This is a genomic window from Streptomyces sp. 2A115, assembly GCF_052245575.1.
Classification (GTDB): domain Bacteria; phylum Actinomycetota; class Actinomycetes; order Streptomycetales; family Streptomycetaceae; genus Streptomyces.
The window spans coordinates 14,371-32,751 of record NZ_JBQQCG010000113.1; the positions used below are offsets into that span (position 1 = coordinate 14,371).

At 70.7% G+C, this 18,381-nt stretch carries 11 protein-coding genes; 9 read left to right on the forward strand and 2 right to left on the reverse strand.

The window, feature by feature from the left end:
- Positions 1-106: 106 nt before the first annotated feature.
- The gene (locus tag ACTWQR_RS50285) at positions 107-997 is read right to left on the reverse strand and encodes a glycosyltransferase family 2 protein (RefSeq protein WP_443234062.1); all 891 of its coding nucleotides are present in this window, start codon (positions 995-997) and stop codon (positions 107-109) included.
- Between the two features lie 248 nt (positions 998-1,245).
- On the opposite strand from ACTWQR_RS50285, the gene ACTWQR_RS50290 reads away from it, so the two are divergent.
- The 6 genes from ACTWQR_RS50290 (at position 1,246) to ACTWQR_RS50315 (ending at position 9,465) form a co-directional block, all read left to right on the forward strand.
- Positions 1,246-2,193 carry a M56 family metallopeptidase gene (locus ACTWQR_RS50290; protein ID WP_443234051.1) on the forward strand — a complete coding sequence of 316 codons (948 nt, stop codon included), beginning with the start codon at positions 1,246-1,248 and terminating at the stop codon, positions 2,191-2,193.
- Positions 2,194-2,771: 578 nt separating this feature from the next.
- On the forward strand, positions 2,772-5,222 hold the full coding sequence (locus ACTWQR_RS50295; RefSeq protein ID WP_443234063.1) for a SpoIIE family protein phosphatase: 2,451 nt from the start codon (positions 2,772-2,774) through the stop codon (positions 5,220-5,222).
- Positions 5,223-5,233: 11 nt separating this feature from the next.
- Entirely contained in the window at positions 5,234-6,331 is a 1,098-nt protein-coding gene (locus tag ACTWQR_RS50300) for a LacI family DNA-binding transcriptional regulator (protein ID WP_443234052.1), read from the forward strand.
- Positions 6,332-6,473: 142 nt separating this feature from the next.
- Positions 6,474-7,715 carry an ABC transporter substrate-binding protein gene (locus ACTWQR_RS50305; protein WP_443234053.1) on the forward strand — a complete coding sequence of 414 codons (1,242 nt, stop codon included), beginning with the start codon at positions 6,474-6,476 and terminating at the stop codon, positions 7,713-7,715.
- Positions 7,712-8,641, forward strand: a complete 930-nt coding sequence (locus tag ACTWQR_RS50310) for a carbohydrate ABC transporter permease (RefSeq protein ID WP_443234054.1) — start codon at positions 7,712-7,714, stop codon at positions 8,639-8,641. Before ACTWQR_RS50305 ends, ACTWQR_RS50310 begins: the two co-directional genes overlap by 4 nt.
- The gene (locus tag ACTWQR_RS50315) at positions 8,638-9,465 is read left to right on the forward strand and encodes a carbohydrate ABC transporter permease (protein ID WP_443234055.1); all 828 of its coding nucleotides are present in this window, start codon (positions 8,638-8,640) and stop codon (positions 9,463-9,465) included. The genes ACTWQR_RS50310 and ACTWQR_RS50315 overlap by 4 nt, the downstream gene beginning before the upstream one ends.
- 43 nt (positions 9,466-9,508) lie before the next feature.
- On the opposite strand, the gene ACTWQR_RS50320 is transcribed toward ACTWQR_RS50315, so the two are convergent.
- Entirely contained in the window at positions 9,509-10,984 is a 1,476-nt protein-coding gene (locus ACTWQR_RS50320) for a Tat pathway signal sequence domain protein (RefSeq protein ID WP_443234056.1), read from the reverse strand.
- A gap of 325 nt (positions 10,985-11,309) precedes the next feature.
- Here ACTWQR_RS50320 and ACTWQR_RS50325 point away from each other — a divergent pair, with 325 nt between their 5' ends.
- The 3 genes from ACTWQR_RS50325 (at position 11,310) to ACTWQR_RS50335 (ending at position 18,290) form a co-directional block, all read left to right on the forward strand.
- The gene (locus ACTWQR_RS50325) at positions 11,310-13,046 is read left to right on the forward strand and encodes a cellulase family glycosylhydrolase (RefSeq protein ID WP_443234057.1); all 1,737 of its coding nucleotides are present in this window, start codon (positions 11,310-11,312) and stop codon (positions 13,044-13,046) included.
- A 284-nt stretch (positions 13,047-13,330) separates the two neighbouring features.
- The gene (locus ACTWQR_RS50330; protein ID WP_443234058.1) at positions 13,331-16,087 is read left to right on the forward strand and encodes a hypothetical protein; all 2,757 of its coding nucleotides are present in this window, start codon (positions 13,331-13,333) and stop codon (positions 16,085-16,087) included.
- 628 nt (positions 16,088-16,715) lie between these two features.
- A complete protein-coding gene (locus ACTWQR_RS50335; protein ID WP_443234059.1) occupies positions 16,716-18,290 on the forward strand; it encodes an ABC-F family ATP-binding cassette domain-containing protein in 1,575 nt (524 codons plus the stop codon).
- Positions 18,291-18,381: the final 91 nt, after the last annotated feature.

The following is an 18,381-nucleotide window of genomic DNA, read 5'->3' on the forward strand; positions in this document are numbered from 1 at the left end:
CCGAGCAGCTGCCGCGGCTCCCCGCTCGCAGGGCTGTCGGTGCCGCCCTGGGAGCGTCCTTGCTCCTCAACCGGCGACCGCCGCCCACACAACCGGCGACCGCCGCTCACACAACCGGCGGCCGCCCAAGACGCGTAAGCCGCCACACCGTCCTCCACCGCATCGGCCGCCGCTCCCCCGCCGACGACCGGAGCCCTTCCACGAAACCGCCGAACCATGCCCGCAGACCGCCGACGGACCGTGTCCGTACGAGGGTCAGCGCGATCCAGACCGCCAGGTGTACGGGGATGAGCGGAAGAGGCAGTCGGCGCCGGACCAGCCAGACGCGGTTGCGGGCGGTGACGCGGTAGTAGATGGCGTGCCGGGCAGGCGAGGTCTTCGGATGTTGCAGCAGCAGCTCCGGCTCGTACCGGATGATCCACCCGGCGTCGGCGGCCCGCCACGCCAGATCGGTCTCCTCGTGCGCGAAGAAGAACTCGGCGGGCCATTCCCCGATCCGCGCGAGCATCTCCATGGAGAGGGCGTGCCCGCCGCCGAGGAAGCCGGTGACCTCGCCGCCCCGCATCGGGTCCTTGGCGCCGAGCCGGGGCACGTGCCGCCGCTGGGTCTCCCCGTTCTCGTCGGCGATCCGGAACCCGACGATGCCCAGGCGCGGCTCGGCGGCGTACAGGTCCCGTACCCGCCGCAGGACATCTGGGTCCACGAGCAGCCCGTCGTCGTCGAGCTCGACGACGACATCAACATCCCCGAACTCCCGCAGCCGCCGCAGCGCGACGTTCCGCCCGCCCGGGCAGCCGAGGTTCTCGTCGACCTCGATGGGGGTCACCACGCCGGGCAGTCCCAGCCGGTCGGCGAACTCGGGCAGCGGGCACCCGTTGCCCACGATCACGATGCGTGCGGGCGCGATGTCCTGCTTGGCCACCGACGCGAGCAGCGCGTCGACTTCCTGGGGCCGAGTACCCATCGTCACCACGGCCACCGCGATCCGCGGCTCCACCGACACGACGCCCACCCACCTCGTCCGACAACCTCACCCAACAACTACGAAGGAGTGATGCTAGCCGTTCACGGTAAGGGCCCCTGGAGTACGCGGTTTCTTAAGCATGTCGCCACGCCCGCACCGTCACGCTTCTCATTGTCACCGCCCACCCGACGGCAGGTAGCGTGTTCACCGCCCGCTTCCTCACCCGCCCCGCCCCGCCGGAGTCCGAGAGGAGGGCGGCCGAGGAGAAGGGAGCCCGCGAGATGACCGTATCCATGTCCCTGTCGCTGATGGCGGCCGTCGCGCTGACGGCGGCCGTCGTGGCCCCCCACGCCCTGACCCGCGCCGCCTGGCCGGAGCGGGAACCGGTGCTCGCGCTCTGGGTGTGGCAGTGCCTGGTCGCCACCGTCCTCCTCTGCTGCCTGACGGCGCTCGTACTGAGCGCCTCGGCCGTCTTCCACACAGTCCGCGTCCATGTCTTCGCGCCGGCGCCACCCGCCGTCACCGAGGCGTACGACCTCGCCGCCGCCCCGCCCTGGACCACCGCTCTGACCCTGTTGCTCGCCGGCGGGGCCGCCTGGACCACGGCCATGCTGGCCCGCGAGGTGGCCGAGGCCCGCAGGCGCCGCCGACTGCGCCGCGAGCACCTGCGCGAACGCGCCCCCGAACTGCCCGCCGGCCTCCCGGCGACCCGCGGCCCCCTCCTCGTGCTGGAGGACGAATACCCGGATGCCTGGTGGATGCCGGGCAACCCACCCCAGCTCATCGTCACCACAGGCGCCCTGCAACGCCTCACCAATCCCCAGCTCGACGCCATCCAGGCCCACGAACTGGGCCACGCCCGCGCCCACCACGACTGGCTCCTGCACCTCTCCCAGGCCCTGGCCGACGGCTTTCCCGGGATCCCGGTGTTCACCCACTTCCGCGACCAGACCCACCGCCTGATCGAACTCTCCGCCGACGACACGGCCTCCCGCCGCTGCGGCCACCTCACCACCGCGCTCGCCCTGATCGAGCTGAACCAGCACCGCGGCGTCCTGTCCTGCGCCACCCCCCGCCCCCTGCTCCACCAACGCGTGGAACGGCTCCTGGACCCCCCTCCCCGCCTCACCCGAGCCCGCCGCCGCAGCACAACCACAGTCGCCGCCCTGGCCCCTCTCCTCCCCCTCCTCATCGCCTTCGCCCCGGCCCTGACCACACTCGGCTCGTAACCACTCACACGCCCAGCCCGCGACTCAACGCGCGACTCGTGGCTCGGCTCACCGCTCGACTCGGTGCGACGCCGCGCGACGCGACGCGAGGCCGCGCGAGGCGTGGCGAGGCGACGCGAGGCCGCGCGAGGCGTGGCGAGGCGACGCGAGGCCGCGCGAGGCGTGGCGAGGCGACGCAACCCGGTACGACGCCGCACCCCACCGCACCCGCGGCCGCCATACAACGGGAGCGGGCCGTGCCGGTACGTCGCAGCCCGCCGCATAGAGCTCCTCTCAGCAGCCCGCACCGTAAAGGCCAACAGCCGTATACCCGGCGAGCGGCGGGCTGCGACGTACCGGCACGGCCCCGACCCCACACCCGAACGAGCCGCGCCGGCGCCCTCCACCGAGCCGCACCCTGCGCCCCACCAAGCCACAGCCTTCGCCCCACCGAGCCGCAGCCTTCACCCCACCGAGCCGCGCCCCCCGCAAAGGCCCGCCGAGCCACCGCGCCAGCCACCCCCACCGCCTACAACCACTTGACCGAGTCCGACTTGTCCGTTTCATGTGCGGCGCGCACGCTGAGGACTATGAGTGACATGCCCGGCGCGGCCGATGCCGCCACGGCCACCGTCAGCCTGCGAGGCATCGTCACGGGCTGGAGCGAGGGGGCGCGACGACTGCTGGGCTACCGCGCCTCGGACGTCGTAGGACATACGGCGGCCGACCTCCTCTCCACCGCGGACGTCTCCCGCGCGGCCGGGTTCTCCTCGATCGACTCGCAGGAATGGAGCGGCACAGCGAGGTTCCGTCGCCAGGACGGCCGGCACATGGATCTGGCCCTGCACGCCTACCCCTCCCTGAACGGCGCCGGCGAGCCCCAGGGCTTCGTAGTGACAGCCACCACAAACACGTCCGATCCGGGATACGACCGCAGGATGGTGGAGTGGGCGTACACCCAGTCCTCGGTCGCCATGTCCACATTCGCCACGGAGTCGCACCGATGGCGGCTGAACACCATCGCGTCAGCACAAACACAAAGAGATCCAGAGCCACACGCAACCCCAACCCCAACCACACCGGCACCCGCACCCGCACCCGCACCCGCACCCGCACCCGCACCCGCAGAAAACGAGGGAGAGTACGCCGACGAGGGCTTCCTACGCCTCGTCCAGCAGGTGGCCGAGGAAGCGAAGCCGATGCGCTACGAGCGCAGCACCCCGGGCCCTTCGCCCTCCTCCTCCCGTCAACACGCCTGCATCATCGAGCTGTGGCCCGTCCGGGACCCGTCCACCGACAAGGTGTGCGGTGTCGGCACCGCGACGTTCGACAGCAGCGAGGAGCACTGGGCCCGACAGCGACTGGCTCTGCTGAACGAAGCGGGAGCCCGCATCGGCACCACCCTGAACGTCGCGCGCACCGCCCAGGAACTCGCCGACCTCGCCGTGCCCCGACTCGCGGACTTCGTCAGCGTGGACCTACTCGACTCCGTGACCCGCGGAGACGAGCCGGTCCCCGGCCCGGTCGACGCGGCCGTGGTGCTGCGCCGCGTCGCGCACCAGTCCTCCGCCAACGGAGTGCCCGAGGCCTCCGTCGATCTCGGCGACGTGGACATCTACCCCGGCTTCTCGCCGCCCGCCCGCTGCCTGGCGACCGGGCGACCGGTGCTCAGCGGGACGGGCGATCCCGACTTCGTCCAGTGGATCACCCGCAACGAGGCCAGGAGCGCCAGCGTGCGCGCGTACGGATTCCACTCGATCATGGCGGTTCCCCTGCTTGCCCGTGGGATCACGCTCGGAGTGGCGCTCCTCGCCCGGGGCAGGTCCTCGGAACGCTTCGAGCCGGACGACCTGATCCTCGCCGAAGAGCTCGCGGGCAGGGCGGCCGTCGGCATCGACAACGCGCGCCGCTACACCCAGGAGCGCACCAACGCCCTCACCCTCCAGCACAGCCTGCTCCCCCACGGGCTCCCCAGGCAGGCGGCAGTCGAGGTCGCGTACCGCTATCTGCCGGCCGGCTCGGGGGCCGGCGTGGGCGGCGACTGGTTCGACGTGGTTCCCCTGTCCGGCACCCGGGTCGCCCTGGTCGTCGGCGACGTGGTCGGGCACGGCCTGCACGCCTCCGCCGCCATGGGACGGCTCCGCACGGCGGTGCGCACGCTGGCCGACGTCGACCTGCCCCCGGACGAGCTCCTCACCCACGTCGACGACCTGGTCGCCCACCTCACCTCGGACGACGACGTGGACCACATCCCCGAGGACATGCCGTCCGTCGGCGAGATCGGCGCCACCTGTCTGTACGCCGTCTACGACCCGGTCTCCCGCGTCTGCACCATCGCCAGCGCCGGCCATCCCCCGCCCGCCGTGCTGTTCCCCGACGGCACGGTCAGCCTGGTCGAACTCTCCCCGGGGCCTCTCCTGGGTGTCGGCGGCCTGCCCTTCGAGGCCACCGAGCTGGAACTGCCGGAGGGCAGTCTGCTCGCCTTCTACACCGATGGCCTGATCGAAGCCCGCGCCCATGACATCGGCCTCGGCCTGGACCGGCTGTGCGAGTCCCTCGCCTCCCCCGTCCCCTCTCTGGAGGCGACCTGCGACGCCGTACTCAAGGCGATGCTCCCCGAGAGCCCGGCCGACGACGTGGCCCTGCTCCTCGCGCGCACCCGCGCCCTCCACACCGACCAGGTCGCCGCCTGGTCCCTGCCGTCCGACCCCGCGATCGTGGCGGACGCCCGAGCCCAGGCCTCCCGCCAACTGGCTGTCTGGGGGCTGGAGGAGGCGGCGTTCGTCACCGAACTCGTGGTGAGCGAGCTGGTCACCAACGCCATCCGGTACGGGGCGGTGCCCATCGGGCTGCGGCTGATCCGCGACCGGACGCTGATCTGCGAGGTCTCCGACTCCAGCAGCACCGCGCCCCATCTGCGCCGCGCCCGCACCTACGACGAGGGCGGCCGAGGGCTGCACATGGTCGCCCAGCTCACCCAGGGCTGGGGCACCCGTCAGACCCCGACCGGCAAGACCATCTGGGCCGAACAACCCCTACCGGTCAGCTGAAGATGCTGAAGATGACGAGACGAACAGACGATCCGAGAGCGGCCGGAGCCGGCCCGCGCGCGTACGCGGGCACTCCGGCGGGCGACCGCGCCCGGGAGAGCGGCGGCTCTCCGGAGAGCGACCGCGCCCCGGATGGCCGTGGCACGCCGGAGAGCGGCGGCCCCGCGGAGGACGGCGGTACGCACACCCTCGGTCTGGTCTATCCGCCGGCCGGCCGGGCCCGCGACTACACCGGGATGCAGCTCTCCTTCATCGGCGGAGTGGCCGAGACCGCCACCACGTACGACTACGACCTGCTGCTCTCCCCCGCCGACACGACCGGCGACCCCTCGTTCCGGCGGATGGTCGACCAGCGGCGGGTGGACGGCGTGATCGTCATGGAGATCCGGCTGGAGGACGACCGGGTCGAGCACCTGGCCAAGGCCCGCTTCCCCTTCGTCACCATCGGAAGGAACAGCAGGGCGGAGGAGACCAGTTGGGTCGATCTGGACTTCGCGGGCCTGGCACGCGGCTGCGTGTACCACCTGGCCGACCTGGGTCACCGCAGGATCGCCTTCATCAACCGGTCCGAGCAGCTCTTCGAGAGCGGATACGGGTTCGCGCGCCTCGGGCTCGAGGGCTACACCAAGGCCATGGCGGAGCAGGTGCTCACCCCGCGCGCGTACCTCTGCGGCGACGATCTCGCCGCCGGGGAGGCGGTCCTGGAACAGATCCTGCGGGACGATCCGGCGACCACCTCGCTGGTCACCATGAACGAGGCGGCTCTGGAGGGCGTGTACCGCGGGCTGACGCGGCACGGCCGCAGGGTGCCGCGTGACTTCTCGGTCGTCGGCGTGGCGGCCGGCCGCTGGGCGGAGCAGGTGAACCCGCAGCTCACCGCGGCCGAGATCCCCGCCAAGGAGATGAGCCGGGTGGCTGTCGACCTGATGGTGCGACGGCTCACCTCACCCGGCTCGCCGCCCCGGCACGTCCTGCTGAAACCCCTGATCTCCCTGCGGGCCAGCACGGCTCCCTGCCAGCCGATACCCGGTTCGTCGGAACCCGAACAGGACTTCCCGGATCTCGCGGATTTCCCGGATCTCCCCGACCTCCCGGATCCCGACTTCTGAGACCGCCATGAGCACTGATCGCCTGAGCGCCGATCGCCTGAGCAGCACCAACAGCTGAGCATGAATCAGCTGAATACCCATCAGCTGAGCACCGCCCACGAACACCCGATCACGAACACCGATCACACACTGGGAGCAGAGCATGTCGTACGCCGTCGACCGCCGCGGTTTCCTGCGTGCCGCGGGCGCGGGAGCGGCCGCCCTCGGCCTCGGCTCGGCCCTGGCCTCCTGCGGCTCGGACCAGCAGAGCGGCACAGTCACCCTCACCTGGTGGGACTACTTCACCCTGGACAACTTCCAGCCCGGCATGACGGCCATGATCAAGGACATCGAGGCCAACGTCCCCGACGTACGGATCGAGCGGCGGACGTTCCCGTTCGCGGACCTGGACCGGCAGATCACCCTGGGCGCGGTCTCCGGTGATCTGCCGGACATCGCCATCGTCGACAACGTCGCCATGAACTCACTGGGCGGCAGCGGGCTGCTGGCCGATCTCACCGACAGGGTCAAGGAATGGGGCCAGGCGGACACGTACTACGAGGGCCCCTGGGCCGGCTGCCAGGTGGGCGGGAAGACCCTCGGAATTCCCAACAACAGCAACTGCCTCGCCCTTTACTACAACACCGAGATGCTCGACTCCGCCGGCGTGAGACCCCCCACCACGTGGGACGAGCTGGCCGAGGCGGCTCAGCGGCTGACCAGTGGGGACCGGTTCGGCCTGGCGATGAGCGCGATCAGGACGGAGGAGGGGGTTTTCCAGTTCCTGCCGTTCCTGTGGCAGGCCGGCGGTGACCTGGACACCTTCGACACCTACGGCGCGACCGCGCTGACCTTCCTCGACGACCTCGTCGCCAAGAGCTCGCTGTCCGGGCAGTGCGTGGGCTGGACGCAGCAGGACGTGAACACACGGTTCGTCAACAAGCGGGCGGCCATGCAGATCAACGGCCCGTGGCAGCTACCCAGCCTCAAGACGGCCGACCTGGAGTTCGGCGTCGCCGCGCTGCCCCGTGACAAGGAGTCCGCCACCTGTCTGGGCGGCGAGAACTGGGTCGTGATGGCGAGCGGCAAGCATCAGGACAAGGCGTGGGAGGTCCTCGAGTACACCCAGCGTCCGTCCGTTCTGGTGCCGTACCTGGTGGCGCTCGGCAACCTGCCCGCCCGCAAGGATCTGGCGGGCTCGGGCACATGGGCGTCCGACCCTGCCCTACGGCTCTTCCTCAGCCAACTGCCCGTCGCCCGGCCACGTCAGTACGGGCGGCACTACGCCGACGCCTCGCAGGCCGTCGCCGAGGCCGAACAGGCCGTACTCACCGGCTCCGCCGCCCCCTCCGCCGCGGCGAAGTCCGCCGCCGTCAAGATCAACAAGGCCCTGGGGCGGCGGTGAGGAGACTCAATCCCCACCCCGATCCCACTCCCACTCCCCTCTCCTCCCGCCGCCGACGGGCCGGGTATCTCTTCTCGCTGCCGGGTCTCGTCTTCCTGGGCCTCTTCCTGGCGTACCCGCTGCTCTACAACGTGTGGACGTCCGTGCACGACGTCGGCCTGAGCGGTCTGCTCGGCGGTGCCACACGGTTCAACGGCCTCGCCAACTACCGGGCCACGGTCTCCGACCCGGACTTCTGGCACGCCGTACGACTCTCGGTGGTCTTCACCCTGGGATCGCTGGTGTTGCAGTTCGTCATGGGCTTCGCCCTGGCCCTGCTGTTCGCCCGGCCGTTCCCGCTGAACGGTCTGCTCCGGTCATTGCTGCTGGTGGCCTGGCTGCTTCCGCCCGTGATCAGCGGCACCCTCTTCCGCTGGATGCTCGACGAGGAGTCCGGCGTCTACAACGCCCTGCTCCGCGCGACGGGTCTCGGCGCCCTCTCGCACGACTGGCTCACCGACCCGGGCACCTCGCTGGCGGGTGTCATCTTCGCCAACGTATGGGTCGGCGTGCCCTTCAACATGCTGCTGCTCCTGGTGGGGCTGCACACCATCGACCCGGAGCTCCACGAAGCCGCCGCCATCGACGGCGCGGGCGTCCGGCAGCGCTTCCGCTGGATCACGCTCCCGTTGATGCGGCCGGTGTCGGTGGTGGTGCTGCTGCTCGGCCTCGTCTACACCTTCAAGGTCTTCGACATCATCTTCGTGATGACGGGTGGCGGTCCCGTCGACGCCACCAGCGTCCTGTCGCTCTATGTCTACGAGGTCTTCTTCAAGTTCTTCCGGTTCGGAGAGGGCGCCGCCGCCGGCCTGCTCCTGCTGCTAGTACCCCTGCTCGCGGGCGCCCTCTATGTGCTCCGCCTGCGCCGGGAGGGCGAGACCGCGTGAGACCGACGCGCCGGCCCTGGCTGCTCACGGTGACCTCCGCGCTGATCACGGCGGCCTTTCTGCTGCCGGTCTACTGGATGGTCAACACGAGCCTCACCGAGCCGGACCGGATTCTGGCCGAATCCCCCCAGTGGGTCCCCGCACCGGTCACCACCGAGAACTACTCGACCGCGCTGGCCGACGAGGCGCTGCTCCGGGCCCTCCTCAACAGCCTGGTGATCTCCAGCGGAGTGGTCGCGCTCACCCTGCTGCTCGGCGTCCCTCTCGGCTACGCGCTCGCACGCATCCCGATGCGCGGCTCCGGCACCATGGTGTTCGCCCTGCTCCTCGCCCAACTGCCGCCCAGCATCGTGCTGGCGGCCCCGCTGTTCATCCTCGAACGCCGGGCCGGCCTCGACGACACGTACCTCGGTCTCATCGCCGCCGACACCACCCTCACCCTGCCCTTCGCGGTGATCGTGCTGCGCCCGGTGCTGCGGGCCGTGCCCAGAGAGCTGGAGGAGGCCGCGCTGGTCGACGGTTGCGGACCGACGGGCGTACTGCTGCGCGTCGTCCTGCCGGTCATGGTCCCCGGCCTGGTCGCGGTGGCCGGGCTCTCCTTCCTGATCGGCTGGGGTGAGTTCGTCTTCGGCCTCACCCTCGCCTCCGAGCCCGACGTACAGCCCGTCACCGTCCTGCTCAACGCGTTCGTCGGCCAGCACGGAACCGCGTGGGGAGCCCTGATGGCCACCGCCACCGTCATCAGCGTTCCCGTGGTCTGCGTCTTCGCGATCTTCCAGCGCTTCATCGCCGGCGGGCTCACGGCCGGAACCGTCAAGGGCTGACGACCGGCCGTTTCCTGGCCCGTTCAGGGCTGTTCAGGGCCGTTCAGGGCCGCAGCGGGTTGGTACGTGTCGCCGCCAGGAGGTACCAGGCGGTCGCGCCCGCGTGACGGTACGGGTAGTAGCCGAAGCCGAATCCGGTGTCGAGCGGGCTGCTCGCCGAGACGACTCCGGAACGTTCCGGAAGGGCCTTGGCGCCTACGGTCTGGTCGCCGCCGAGCAGCTCCTGAGCCCGCTCGACGGAGGCGATCAGCCGACCGGCGCGCGCCTCGTCGCCGCGTCCGTCCCTGATCCGCAGAGCGAGCGCGAGGTGAGCCGTGCCCTCGAACCACACGCCGTTCCGGTCGGGTTTGGGCTGGAACTCGGCGATCGGAGCGTCCTCGTTCGCCAGGAGACTGGCGGAGCTGAAGGTGACGCCCTCGTACGACTGGCCCGCGGGCACCGTGCTGTTGGGCCGGTCGGCGCGGTCGAGGACGGCCAGCTCGGCCGCGGCCCAGTCCAGCGACCGGACGTACGGACCGGCGCCGGACTTGGACCCGGCGGCGAGGGCGAGATGAGTCCAGGTCTGGGTGTCCTCGGGGATCGGTGAGGTGTTGACCGTCACCCCGTCATTCGTGCCGGTGTAGAAGAAGCCCGCGGACGAGTTCCCGGACGAGCCCTCTGACGAGCCTCCGGACGGCTCCCACATCTTCTCGACGAAGGCTTCGGCACGCGCGCGCCGCTCCAGCCACACCCGGTCCCCGGTGAGCCGGGCGAGCCGTCCGAACAGGCAGACCAGGTCGGTGTTGTGCTCGGTCGAGGTGAAGGGCAGCTTCTCGTTGGCCCCGTTGACGCCGAACTTGTAGCCGCCGAGGGGTTCGTCGGTACGGCCCATCCGCTCGATCCACTCGCCGATCCGCACGGCCCCGTTGAGGAAGCGGCGGGCCCCGGTCCGGCGGGCGAGCGCGCTCAACGCGATGCCCGCCCAGGCCATGTCACCCACGGCCGTACCCGTGAACCCGAACTGTGTGCCGACATTGGCGGTCCCGTCCGCCCGTACCAGGCCGTCCGGCTGCGTCGAACCGTCGAAGAAGACGTACGGCCCGACGTTGTACGCCTGGCGAAGCCTGCCGTCGTCGTACACCGGGTCATGGGCCTGCGCGTACAGCAGCGCGTCGCCGAGCACCACGGCTCTGGCCCGGCCGTCCGCGGTACGCGCCCCGAGGTGGGCCAGGATCGCGAGGGCGTTGTCGTAGGTGAACGCGGTGCTGAACAGACCCGCCTGATCGGTGTAGCTCTGGGTCAGGCGGATGCTTCCGTGGTCCGGATAGGCGTCCATGGCGGCGGCGAGAAATGCGTGCGCCCGGCTCTGGGCGGTAGCCCCGGCGGCGGCACCGGCGGCACTCGCAGTGGCAGCGGCAGTCGGGGCCCCGGCGGCGTGCGCCGCGCCGGAGCCGGTCGCGGTGAGCGCCGCGGCACCGATACCGAGGCCGGTGCCGATGAGCGTGCGACGGCTGAGCGCCGGGCCTTGTCTGCCGGTCATGGGTCTCCCTTGACATGCCAAGTGCGAGAGCGCTCTCACGCGTGCGCGCTCATTGTGCTGGTGCGCCTGGGGCTGGTCAACGCCTTTGGGACGTACGTCAGTTGGAGAGGCCGGAGGGAAAGGAGTGAGAGACGAGGCCAAACCCTCCGTACCTCCAGCCACCGCGCCGGAGCGTGCGCGAAGTCTTGACGTGTCCCTGGCACGGTGGCTTCATGGGAGCGCTCCCACGTTTCCTTGTGATGCTCAGACTCACTCAAGTTCCTCGGTTTTCAGCAGCTCGCTCAGATTTGTCCAGGTTTCTTGGCGCTCACTCTCTGGAGTCGCAGTGAGAACAACAAGAAGCACGACACGAAAGAGCCCTATAACCGCCCTACTGACCGGACTGGCCGCCCTCCTCGGGCTCGTCGTCCTGGGCGCGGCAGGCCCGACCCCAGCTCATGCGCAGTCGCAGTTACAGTCGCAGTCGCAGTCGCAGTCGCAGTCGCAGTTACAAACGCAGCGCCAGCCGCAGCTGCCCGGCGCCCGCGCCACCGGCCTCCACATCAACGACGGCCGCCTGCTCGAAGGCAACGGCAACGACTTCATCATGCGCGGCGTCAACCACGCGCACACCTGGTACCCGGGCGAGACGCAGTCGCTGGCCGACATCAAGGCGCTGGGTGCCAACACCGTCCGCGTCGTCCTCTCGGACGGCCACCGCTGGAGCGAGAACAGCCCCGCGGACGTGGCCGGCGTCATCGCCCAGTGCAAGGCCAACCGGCTGATCTGTGTGCTGGAGGTGCACGACACCACCGGCTACGGCGAGGAAGCCGCCGCCGGCACGCTCGACCATGCGGCCGACTACTGGATCGGCCTTCAGGACGTGCTCACCGGCGAAGAGGACTACGTCGTCATCAACATCGGCAACGAGCCCTGGGGCAACACCAATCCCGCCGGCTGGACCGAGCCCACGACCGCCGCCGTGAAGAAGCTGCGGGCCGCCGGGTTCGAGCACACGATCATGGTGGACGCGCCCAACTGGGGCCAGGACTGGCAGGGCGTCATGCGTGCCAACGCCCAGTCCGTGTACGACGCCGACCCCACCGGCAACCTGATCTTCTCGATCCACATGTACAGCGTCTACGACACCGCCCAGGAGATCACCGACTATCTGAACGCCTTCGTCGACGCCGGACTGCCCATCCTCATCGGCGAGTTCGGAGGCCCGCCCGACCAATACGGCGACCCGGACGAGGACACCATGATGGCCGCCGCCCAGCAGCTCCGGCTCGGCTACCTGGCCTGGTCCTGGAGCGGCAACACCGACCCGATCCTCGACCTGGCGATCGACTTCGACCCGAGCCGGCTCAGCTCCTGGGGCCAGCGCGTCTTCAGCGGCGCCAACGGCATCACCCAGACCTCCCGCGAGGCCACCGTCTTCGGCGGCGGTGAGCCGGGCGACACCCAGACCCCGACCACCCCCGGGACCCCGACCGCCTCCGCCGTGGCCGCCACCTCCGTCACCCTCACCTGGACCGCCGCGACCGACAACGTCGGCGTCACCGGCTACGACATCGTCCGCGTCAACGGCGGCACGGAGACCGCGGTCGCCGCCTCCGCCACCAACACCGTCACGGTGACCGGCCTCACCGCCGACACGGCGTACACCTTCGCCGTGTACGCGCGCGACGCGGCCGGCAACCGCTCGGCCCGCTCGGCAGCGGTGAACGTCACCACCGACGAGGACGGCGGCACCCCCGGCGCGGGCTGCTCCGTCGGCTACCGCGTCGTCAACGAGTGGCCGGGCGGCTTCCAGGGCGAGATCACCATCCGCAACACCGGCACCACGAGTATCAGCGGCTGGACCCTGGCCTTCGCCTTCGCCAACGGCCAGACCATCAGCAACATGTGGGGCGGGACCCCCACCCAGAACGGCGGCACGGTGAGCGTCGCCCCCGCTTCCTACACCTCCACCATCCCCGCCGGGGGCCCGGTCACCGTCGGCTTCACCGCCGCCAAGGGCAGCACCAATGCCGCCCCGACCGCGTTCTCCCTCAACGGAACCACCTGCGCCACCGCCTGATCCGGCCGTACGCACTGACCGGCGGGGGCACTCGCTCCTCCTCCCCCGCCGGTCAGCACGCCACCCACAAAGACGTGGCGCGGCACACCGGGTCGGCCTGCCGGTCGACGCCGAGCAACCCATTGGCCTTGGCTTACATCCTTCTCAGCGATGCGGGAGGCGCCCGTGAACCCTGGGGCAACTGGGGCGCCCGGGCACACGAGCCGACCAGGCCAACCAGGTGGAGGAGAACGTTGATACGCGTCCGGCGCACGATAGTCGCGGCCTCGGCATTATTCGCGGTGATGGTGGGGTCACCAGGGTTGGCGCACGCTCAACGGGCCGCCGATCCCGCACCACCCGCGTCATCGGCCGACCCTGACGGCAGGCTTCCACCGGGTTGGCAGGTCACCGGCGAGATCACCGGTACGGGCTCCGGTCGGCAGCTGACCTGGCGCTCGACCGCACCGGTACCCATGGGCGACGCCGCCGTCGAGTTCTACTCCGGGAACCGGCTTCTCGGCCGACCCGTGGCCGCCGAGGACCGGCGTACGTTCAGCCTCAGCCTCGACGGCGTACGCCTCGGGCCGGTGACGGAGTTACAGGTGCGGGCCGGTGGGCGTCTCCTGGACGGAGCCGAGGCCCCGGCCGACCGGCAAGGGCGACGCTCCACGACGCCGGTGAAACCGTCGGCCCCGCTGCCGGCCAACCCCATCGACCCCGGTGTCCCCGGCCCGTACCGGACGACCACCGGCGAGTACGAGCTGAAATCGATCCAACTGCCCGGCTTCCCCGCCCCGGTGGAGATGCGCGGGACCGTGGTGGCACCGACCGGAGCCGCGGGCCGCCGACCGCTGGCCCTGTTCCTGCACGGCCGCCACTCCACCTGCTTCACCACCGGAGGTGACGAGGGTGACGTGCTCGGCGAGTGGCCCTGCCCCACCGGTTCGAAGCCGATACCGAGCCACCGAGGTTACCTGCACGACCAGAAACTGCTGGCGTCCCAGGGCTACGTGACGGTGTCCATCTCGGCCAACGGCATCAACGCGCAGGACCACTTGGCGGAGGACGGCGGGGCACAGGCCCGCTCGTCCCTCGTACGGCAGCACCTCGCCCGCTGGGCGGACTGGGCGGGTGCCGGGCGGGCCGCGGCACCGGCGATCGTACGGACCACCTCACCGGCCGACCTGTCCCGAGTGCTCCTGGTCGGACACTCGCGGGGCGGCGAGGGCGTGAACCGGGCCGCGATGGACAGCCTCTCCAAGCCGCCCGCGGACCAGGACGGTTACCAAGGGCCGGTGCGCTGGAAGATCCGCGGAACCGTCCTCATCGGCCCCACCGTCTTCGGGCAGAACCCGGCTCCCGAGGTGCCGTCCATGACGATCCTGCCCGGCTGCGACGGCGACGTGGCCGACCTGCAGGGTGAGATGTACGTGGACGCCACACGCGGCGTCAGCCGCGGCGCCGCCCTGCACAGCGCGGTCTACATGGTGGGCGCCAACCACAACTTCTTCAACAGCGAGTGGACACCGGGACAGGCCGAGGCGCCGGCCGACGACGACTTCTGGCACGACGACGAGGCGCCGGACCCGGTCTGCTCGCCGGGCACCGCGACCCGGTTGACCGCGGTCCAACAACAAGCCGCCGGTGCCACGTACATAGCCGCGGCCGCCCGGGTGTTCGTCGCGGGCGACGACCGGGTACGCCCCCTCCTTGACGGCTCGAACGTGCGAGCGGCGTCGGCGGACCCGGCACGCGTACTCACGCACGCCGTCGGAGCCAACCGCGTCGGCGCGTTCCTGCCGGACGCCTCGGTCGCGGTGGACGGCGGCCGGCTGTGCGCACAGGTGGACCCCGACCCGGCGGCCGCCTGTCTGAACCCCGACGGGCCCGGTCGCTCACCGCACTTCGCCACATGGGAGACATCGCCCGAACCGGATCGCCACGCCGTGGCACTGGACTGGTCGGCACCGGGTTCCCCGGTACGGATACGCCCCGCGCGACCGGTCTCCCTGGCCGGGGCCAAAGACCTGACCCTGCGGGTCATCGTGCCGCCGAACACCACCGGCACCCGCTTGGACGTGTCCCTCACGGACACCACCGGCCGCCGTGCGACGCTCGGCGAAGTCCGTGTCGACGGACTGCCGGGGACCGACCGGACCGCCTCGCACTGGGGGCGGGAGGTACGCGTACCACTGACCGCCGCGACCCGCGCCGGACTGGACCTGAAGCGACTGAAGGCACTGGAACTGACGCCCCGCGACCAGTCCGGACAGGCATGGCTGGTGGACGCCTGGGGCTGGCGCCCCGGCACACCGGCGGTGCGACCGGCCACGCTGCCACGCGTCGACATCGGCCGGCTGACGGTCGAGGAAGGCGACTCCGGCGTACGGACCTACCGAGTGCCGGTGCGCGTCTCCGGCGAGGGCAGCGGCCAGATCCGGCTCTTCGTCGCCGATCCCGACACGCACAACTCCACCTCCCGGGTGGTGACGGTGCGGCCCGGCAGCGGTGACATCGACGTGCCCGTCGAGGTGCACGGCAACACCCGCTTCGGCTACGGCACATCGCACAACGTGTTCGCGAAGGCGGTCCGCGGCGCTGTGGTCGGCTCCTATCGCGGCGGCGTGACAGCGGAGAACGACGACCCGCTGCCCACGTTCAGCGTGACGCCGGTCGCGGACCGGGTCACCGAAGGACAGAGCTTGACCTGGCGGATCACACAGTCCGCGGTCGCCGACACGGAGATGTGGCTCAACGCCGACTTCCTGCCGCTCAGCGACGGCACCGAACTGTCCACCACGGACCTCGACCCGGACTGGTTCGAGCTGAGCACCGGCGAGTCCCCGAGCCCTGCCCGACCGCTCTCCGAGGTGGAAGAGCTCTACCTGCCCCTCTCCATCCCCGAGGGTCAACTGACCACCGAGGTCACCGTACCCACCACCGCCGACAGCGTGAGCGAGCCGGCGGAGTCGCTACGGATCCAGCTGTCCACGTGGGACGAGAACGGCGAGCCCGTGGAGGGCCCGGTGCTCACCGGCACGGTGCTGGACGCGCGGTAGGCCGCGCGTCACGGGGTCTCAGTACGCGGAGTGCCGGGAACTTCCGGTCCCGGTCCTCCGCGTCCTGAGCGCACGCCGACGATGAGTCCACCGTGACGGGGGAGTGACAAAGGTGGTGCTGTCTCCTGCGAACGCGGTTGTGAAGATGGCCGTATCTCTGAACACGGGGGCGGGGCGGACATGCCACCGCGGAACAACATTCCCAGGTCACGCCTGGCCGACCACGCGGACATGGCGGATCGGCCCGCCGCGCCGGCGCCGACGGCGTCTTCGCAGGAGCATAGGGAGCCGACCGAGCGGGCGAGGGTTGTGCCCGCAAAGGGCCGCACCGCATCCCGGCCGAGAGTAAGCCGGAGGAGCCTGCCGTCCCAGCGCGGCGACGGTGCGGCCGCACCCGGGAAACCGATCGGTTTATTGGGATGCCGCCATGGAGATCCTGCGGCACGCAGAGACCAGTCGAAGGTCACAGCTCTCCAAGACGCCATGCACCGGATGGGGACCACTTCATGCCCCAGCCGGAACCCGCGACTGAGACCAGAGCTGATACCGCCGCCATGCCTCCGGACCCCTTGGATCTCTCCCGGTAATCGCTTGTCGGTCTTGGAACACTCCGGAAAGAATGCAGCTCATGGGACATCTTGAGGTTGCGCACGTGGAGCACTACCTGCCAGACGGGAGGGTACTGCTCGGCGACGTGTCGTTCCGCGTCGGCGAGGGGGCGGTGGTGGCTCTGGTGGGCGCCAACGGGGCGGGCAAGACGACGCTGCTCCGGCTGATCTGCGGGGAGCTCCAGCCGCACGGCGGGTCGGTGACCACGAGCGGCGGCCTGGGCGTCATGCCCCAGTTCGTCGGGGCGGTGCGCGACGAGCGGACCGTGCGCGACCTCCTGGTCTCGGTGGCCCAGCCGCGCATCCACGAGGCCGCCCGCGCCGTGGACGTCGCCGAGGCCGCGATCATGGAGCGGGACGACGAGGCCGCGCAGATGCAGTACGCGCAGGCGCTCAGCGACTGGGCGGAGGCGCGCGGGTACGAGGCCGAGGCCGCCTGGGACATCTGCACGATGGAGGCACTCGGCGTTCCGTACGAGAAGGCGCAGTGGCGCCAGGTGCGGACACTGTCGGGCGGCGAGCAGAAGCGGCTGGTCCTGGAGGCGCTGCTGCGCGGCCCGGACGAAGTGCTGCTGCTCGACGAGCCGGACAACTACCTCGACGTACCGGGCAAGCGGTGGCTGGAGGAGCGGCTCAAGGAGACCCGCAAGACCGTGCTGTTCGTGTCGCACGACCGGGAGCTGCTGACCCGGTCCGCGGAGAAGATCGTGAGCGTCGAGCCGAGTCCGGCCGGGTCCGAGGTGTGGCTGCACGGCGGCAGCTTCGACACGTACCACCAGGCGCGCGCCGAGCGGTTCGAGCGGTTCGAGGAGCTGCGGCGGCGCTGGGACGAGAAGCACGCGCAGTTGAAGCGCCTGGTCCTCGACATGCAGCAGTACGCGGCCCGCAGCGACGCGATGGCCTCGCGCTACCAGGCCGCGACGACACGGCTGCGCAAGTTCGAGGAGGCCGGCCCGCCTCCGGAGCCACCGCGCAAGCAGGAGATCACCATGCGGCTGCGCGGCGGCCGTACCGGCGTACGGGCGCTGACCTGCGAGGAGTTGGAACTGACCGGGCTGATGAAGCCCTTCTCCCTGGAGGTCTTCTACGGCGAGCGGGTCGCGGTCCTCGGCTCCAACGGCTCGGGCAAGTCGCACTTCCTGCGCCTCCTCGCCGGCCAGGAGGTGGGCCACACCGGCCTCTGGAAGCTGGGGGCACGGGTGGTGCCCGGCCACTTCGCGCAGACCCACGCGCACCCCGAGCTGATGAGCCGCACCCTGGTCGGCATCTTGTGGACGAAGCACGCCAAGGACCGTGGCGGCGCGATGTCGGTGCTGCGCCGGTACGAGCTGGAGCGGCAGGGCGACCAGCGCTTCGAGAAGCTGTCCGGCGGGCAGCAGGCCCGGTTCCAGATCCTGCTCCTGGAGCTGGCGGGCGCCACGACGCTGCTGCTCGACGAGCCGACCGACAACCTGGACCTGGAATCGGCGGAAGCCCTCCAAGAGGGCCTTGAGGCGTACGAGGGCACGGTGCTCGCGGTCACCCACGACCGCTGGTTCGCCAAGTCCTTCGACCGCTATCTAGTGCCGCATCAGGCAACGTTCGCCCTGTCATGACGCATCGCTGGGTTGCTGCGCCGGGCGGCATCGGACAGCCAGAATGACGGAGTGGCTGAACGTGTGCGGGTCCGGGAGATTGATGACGATG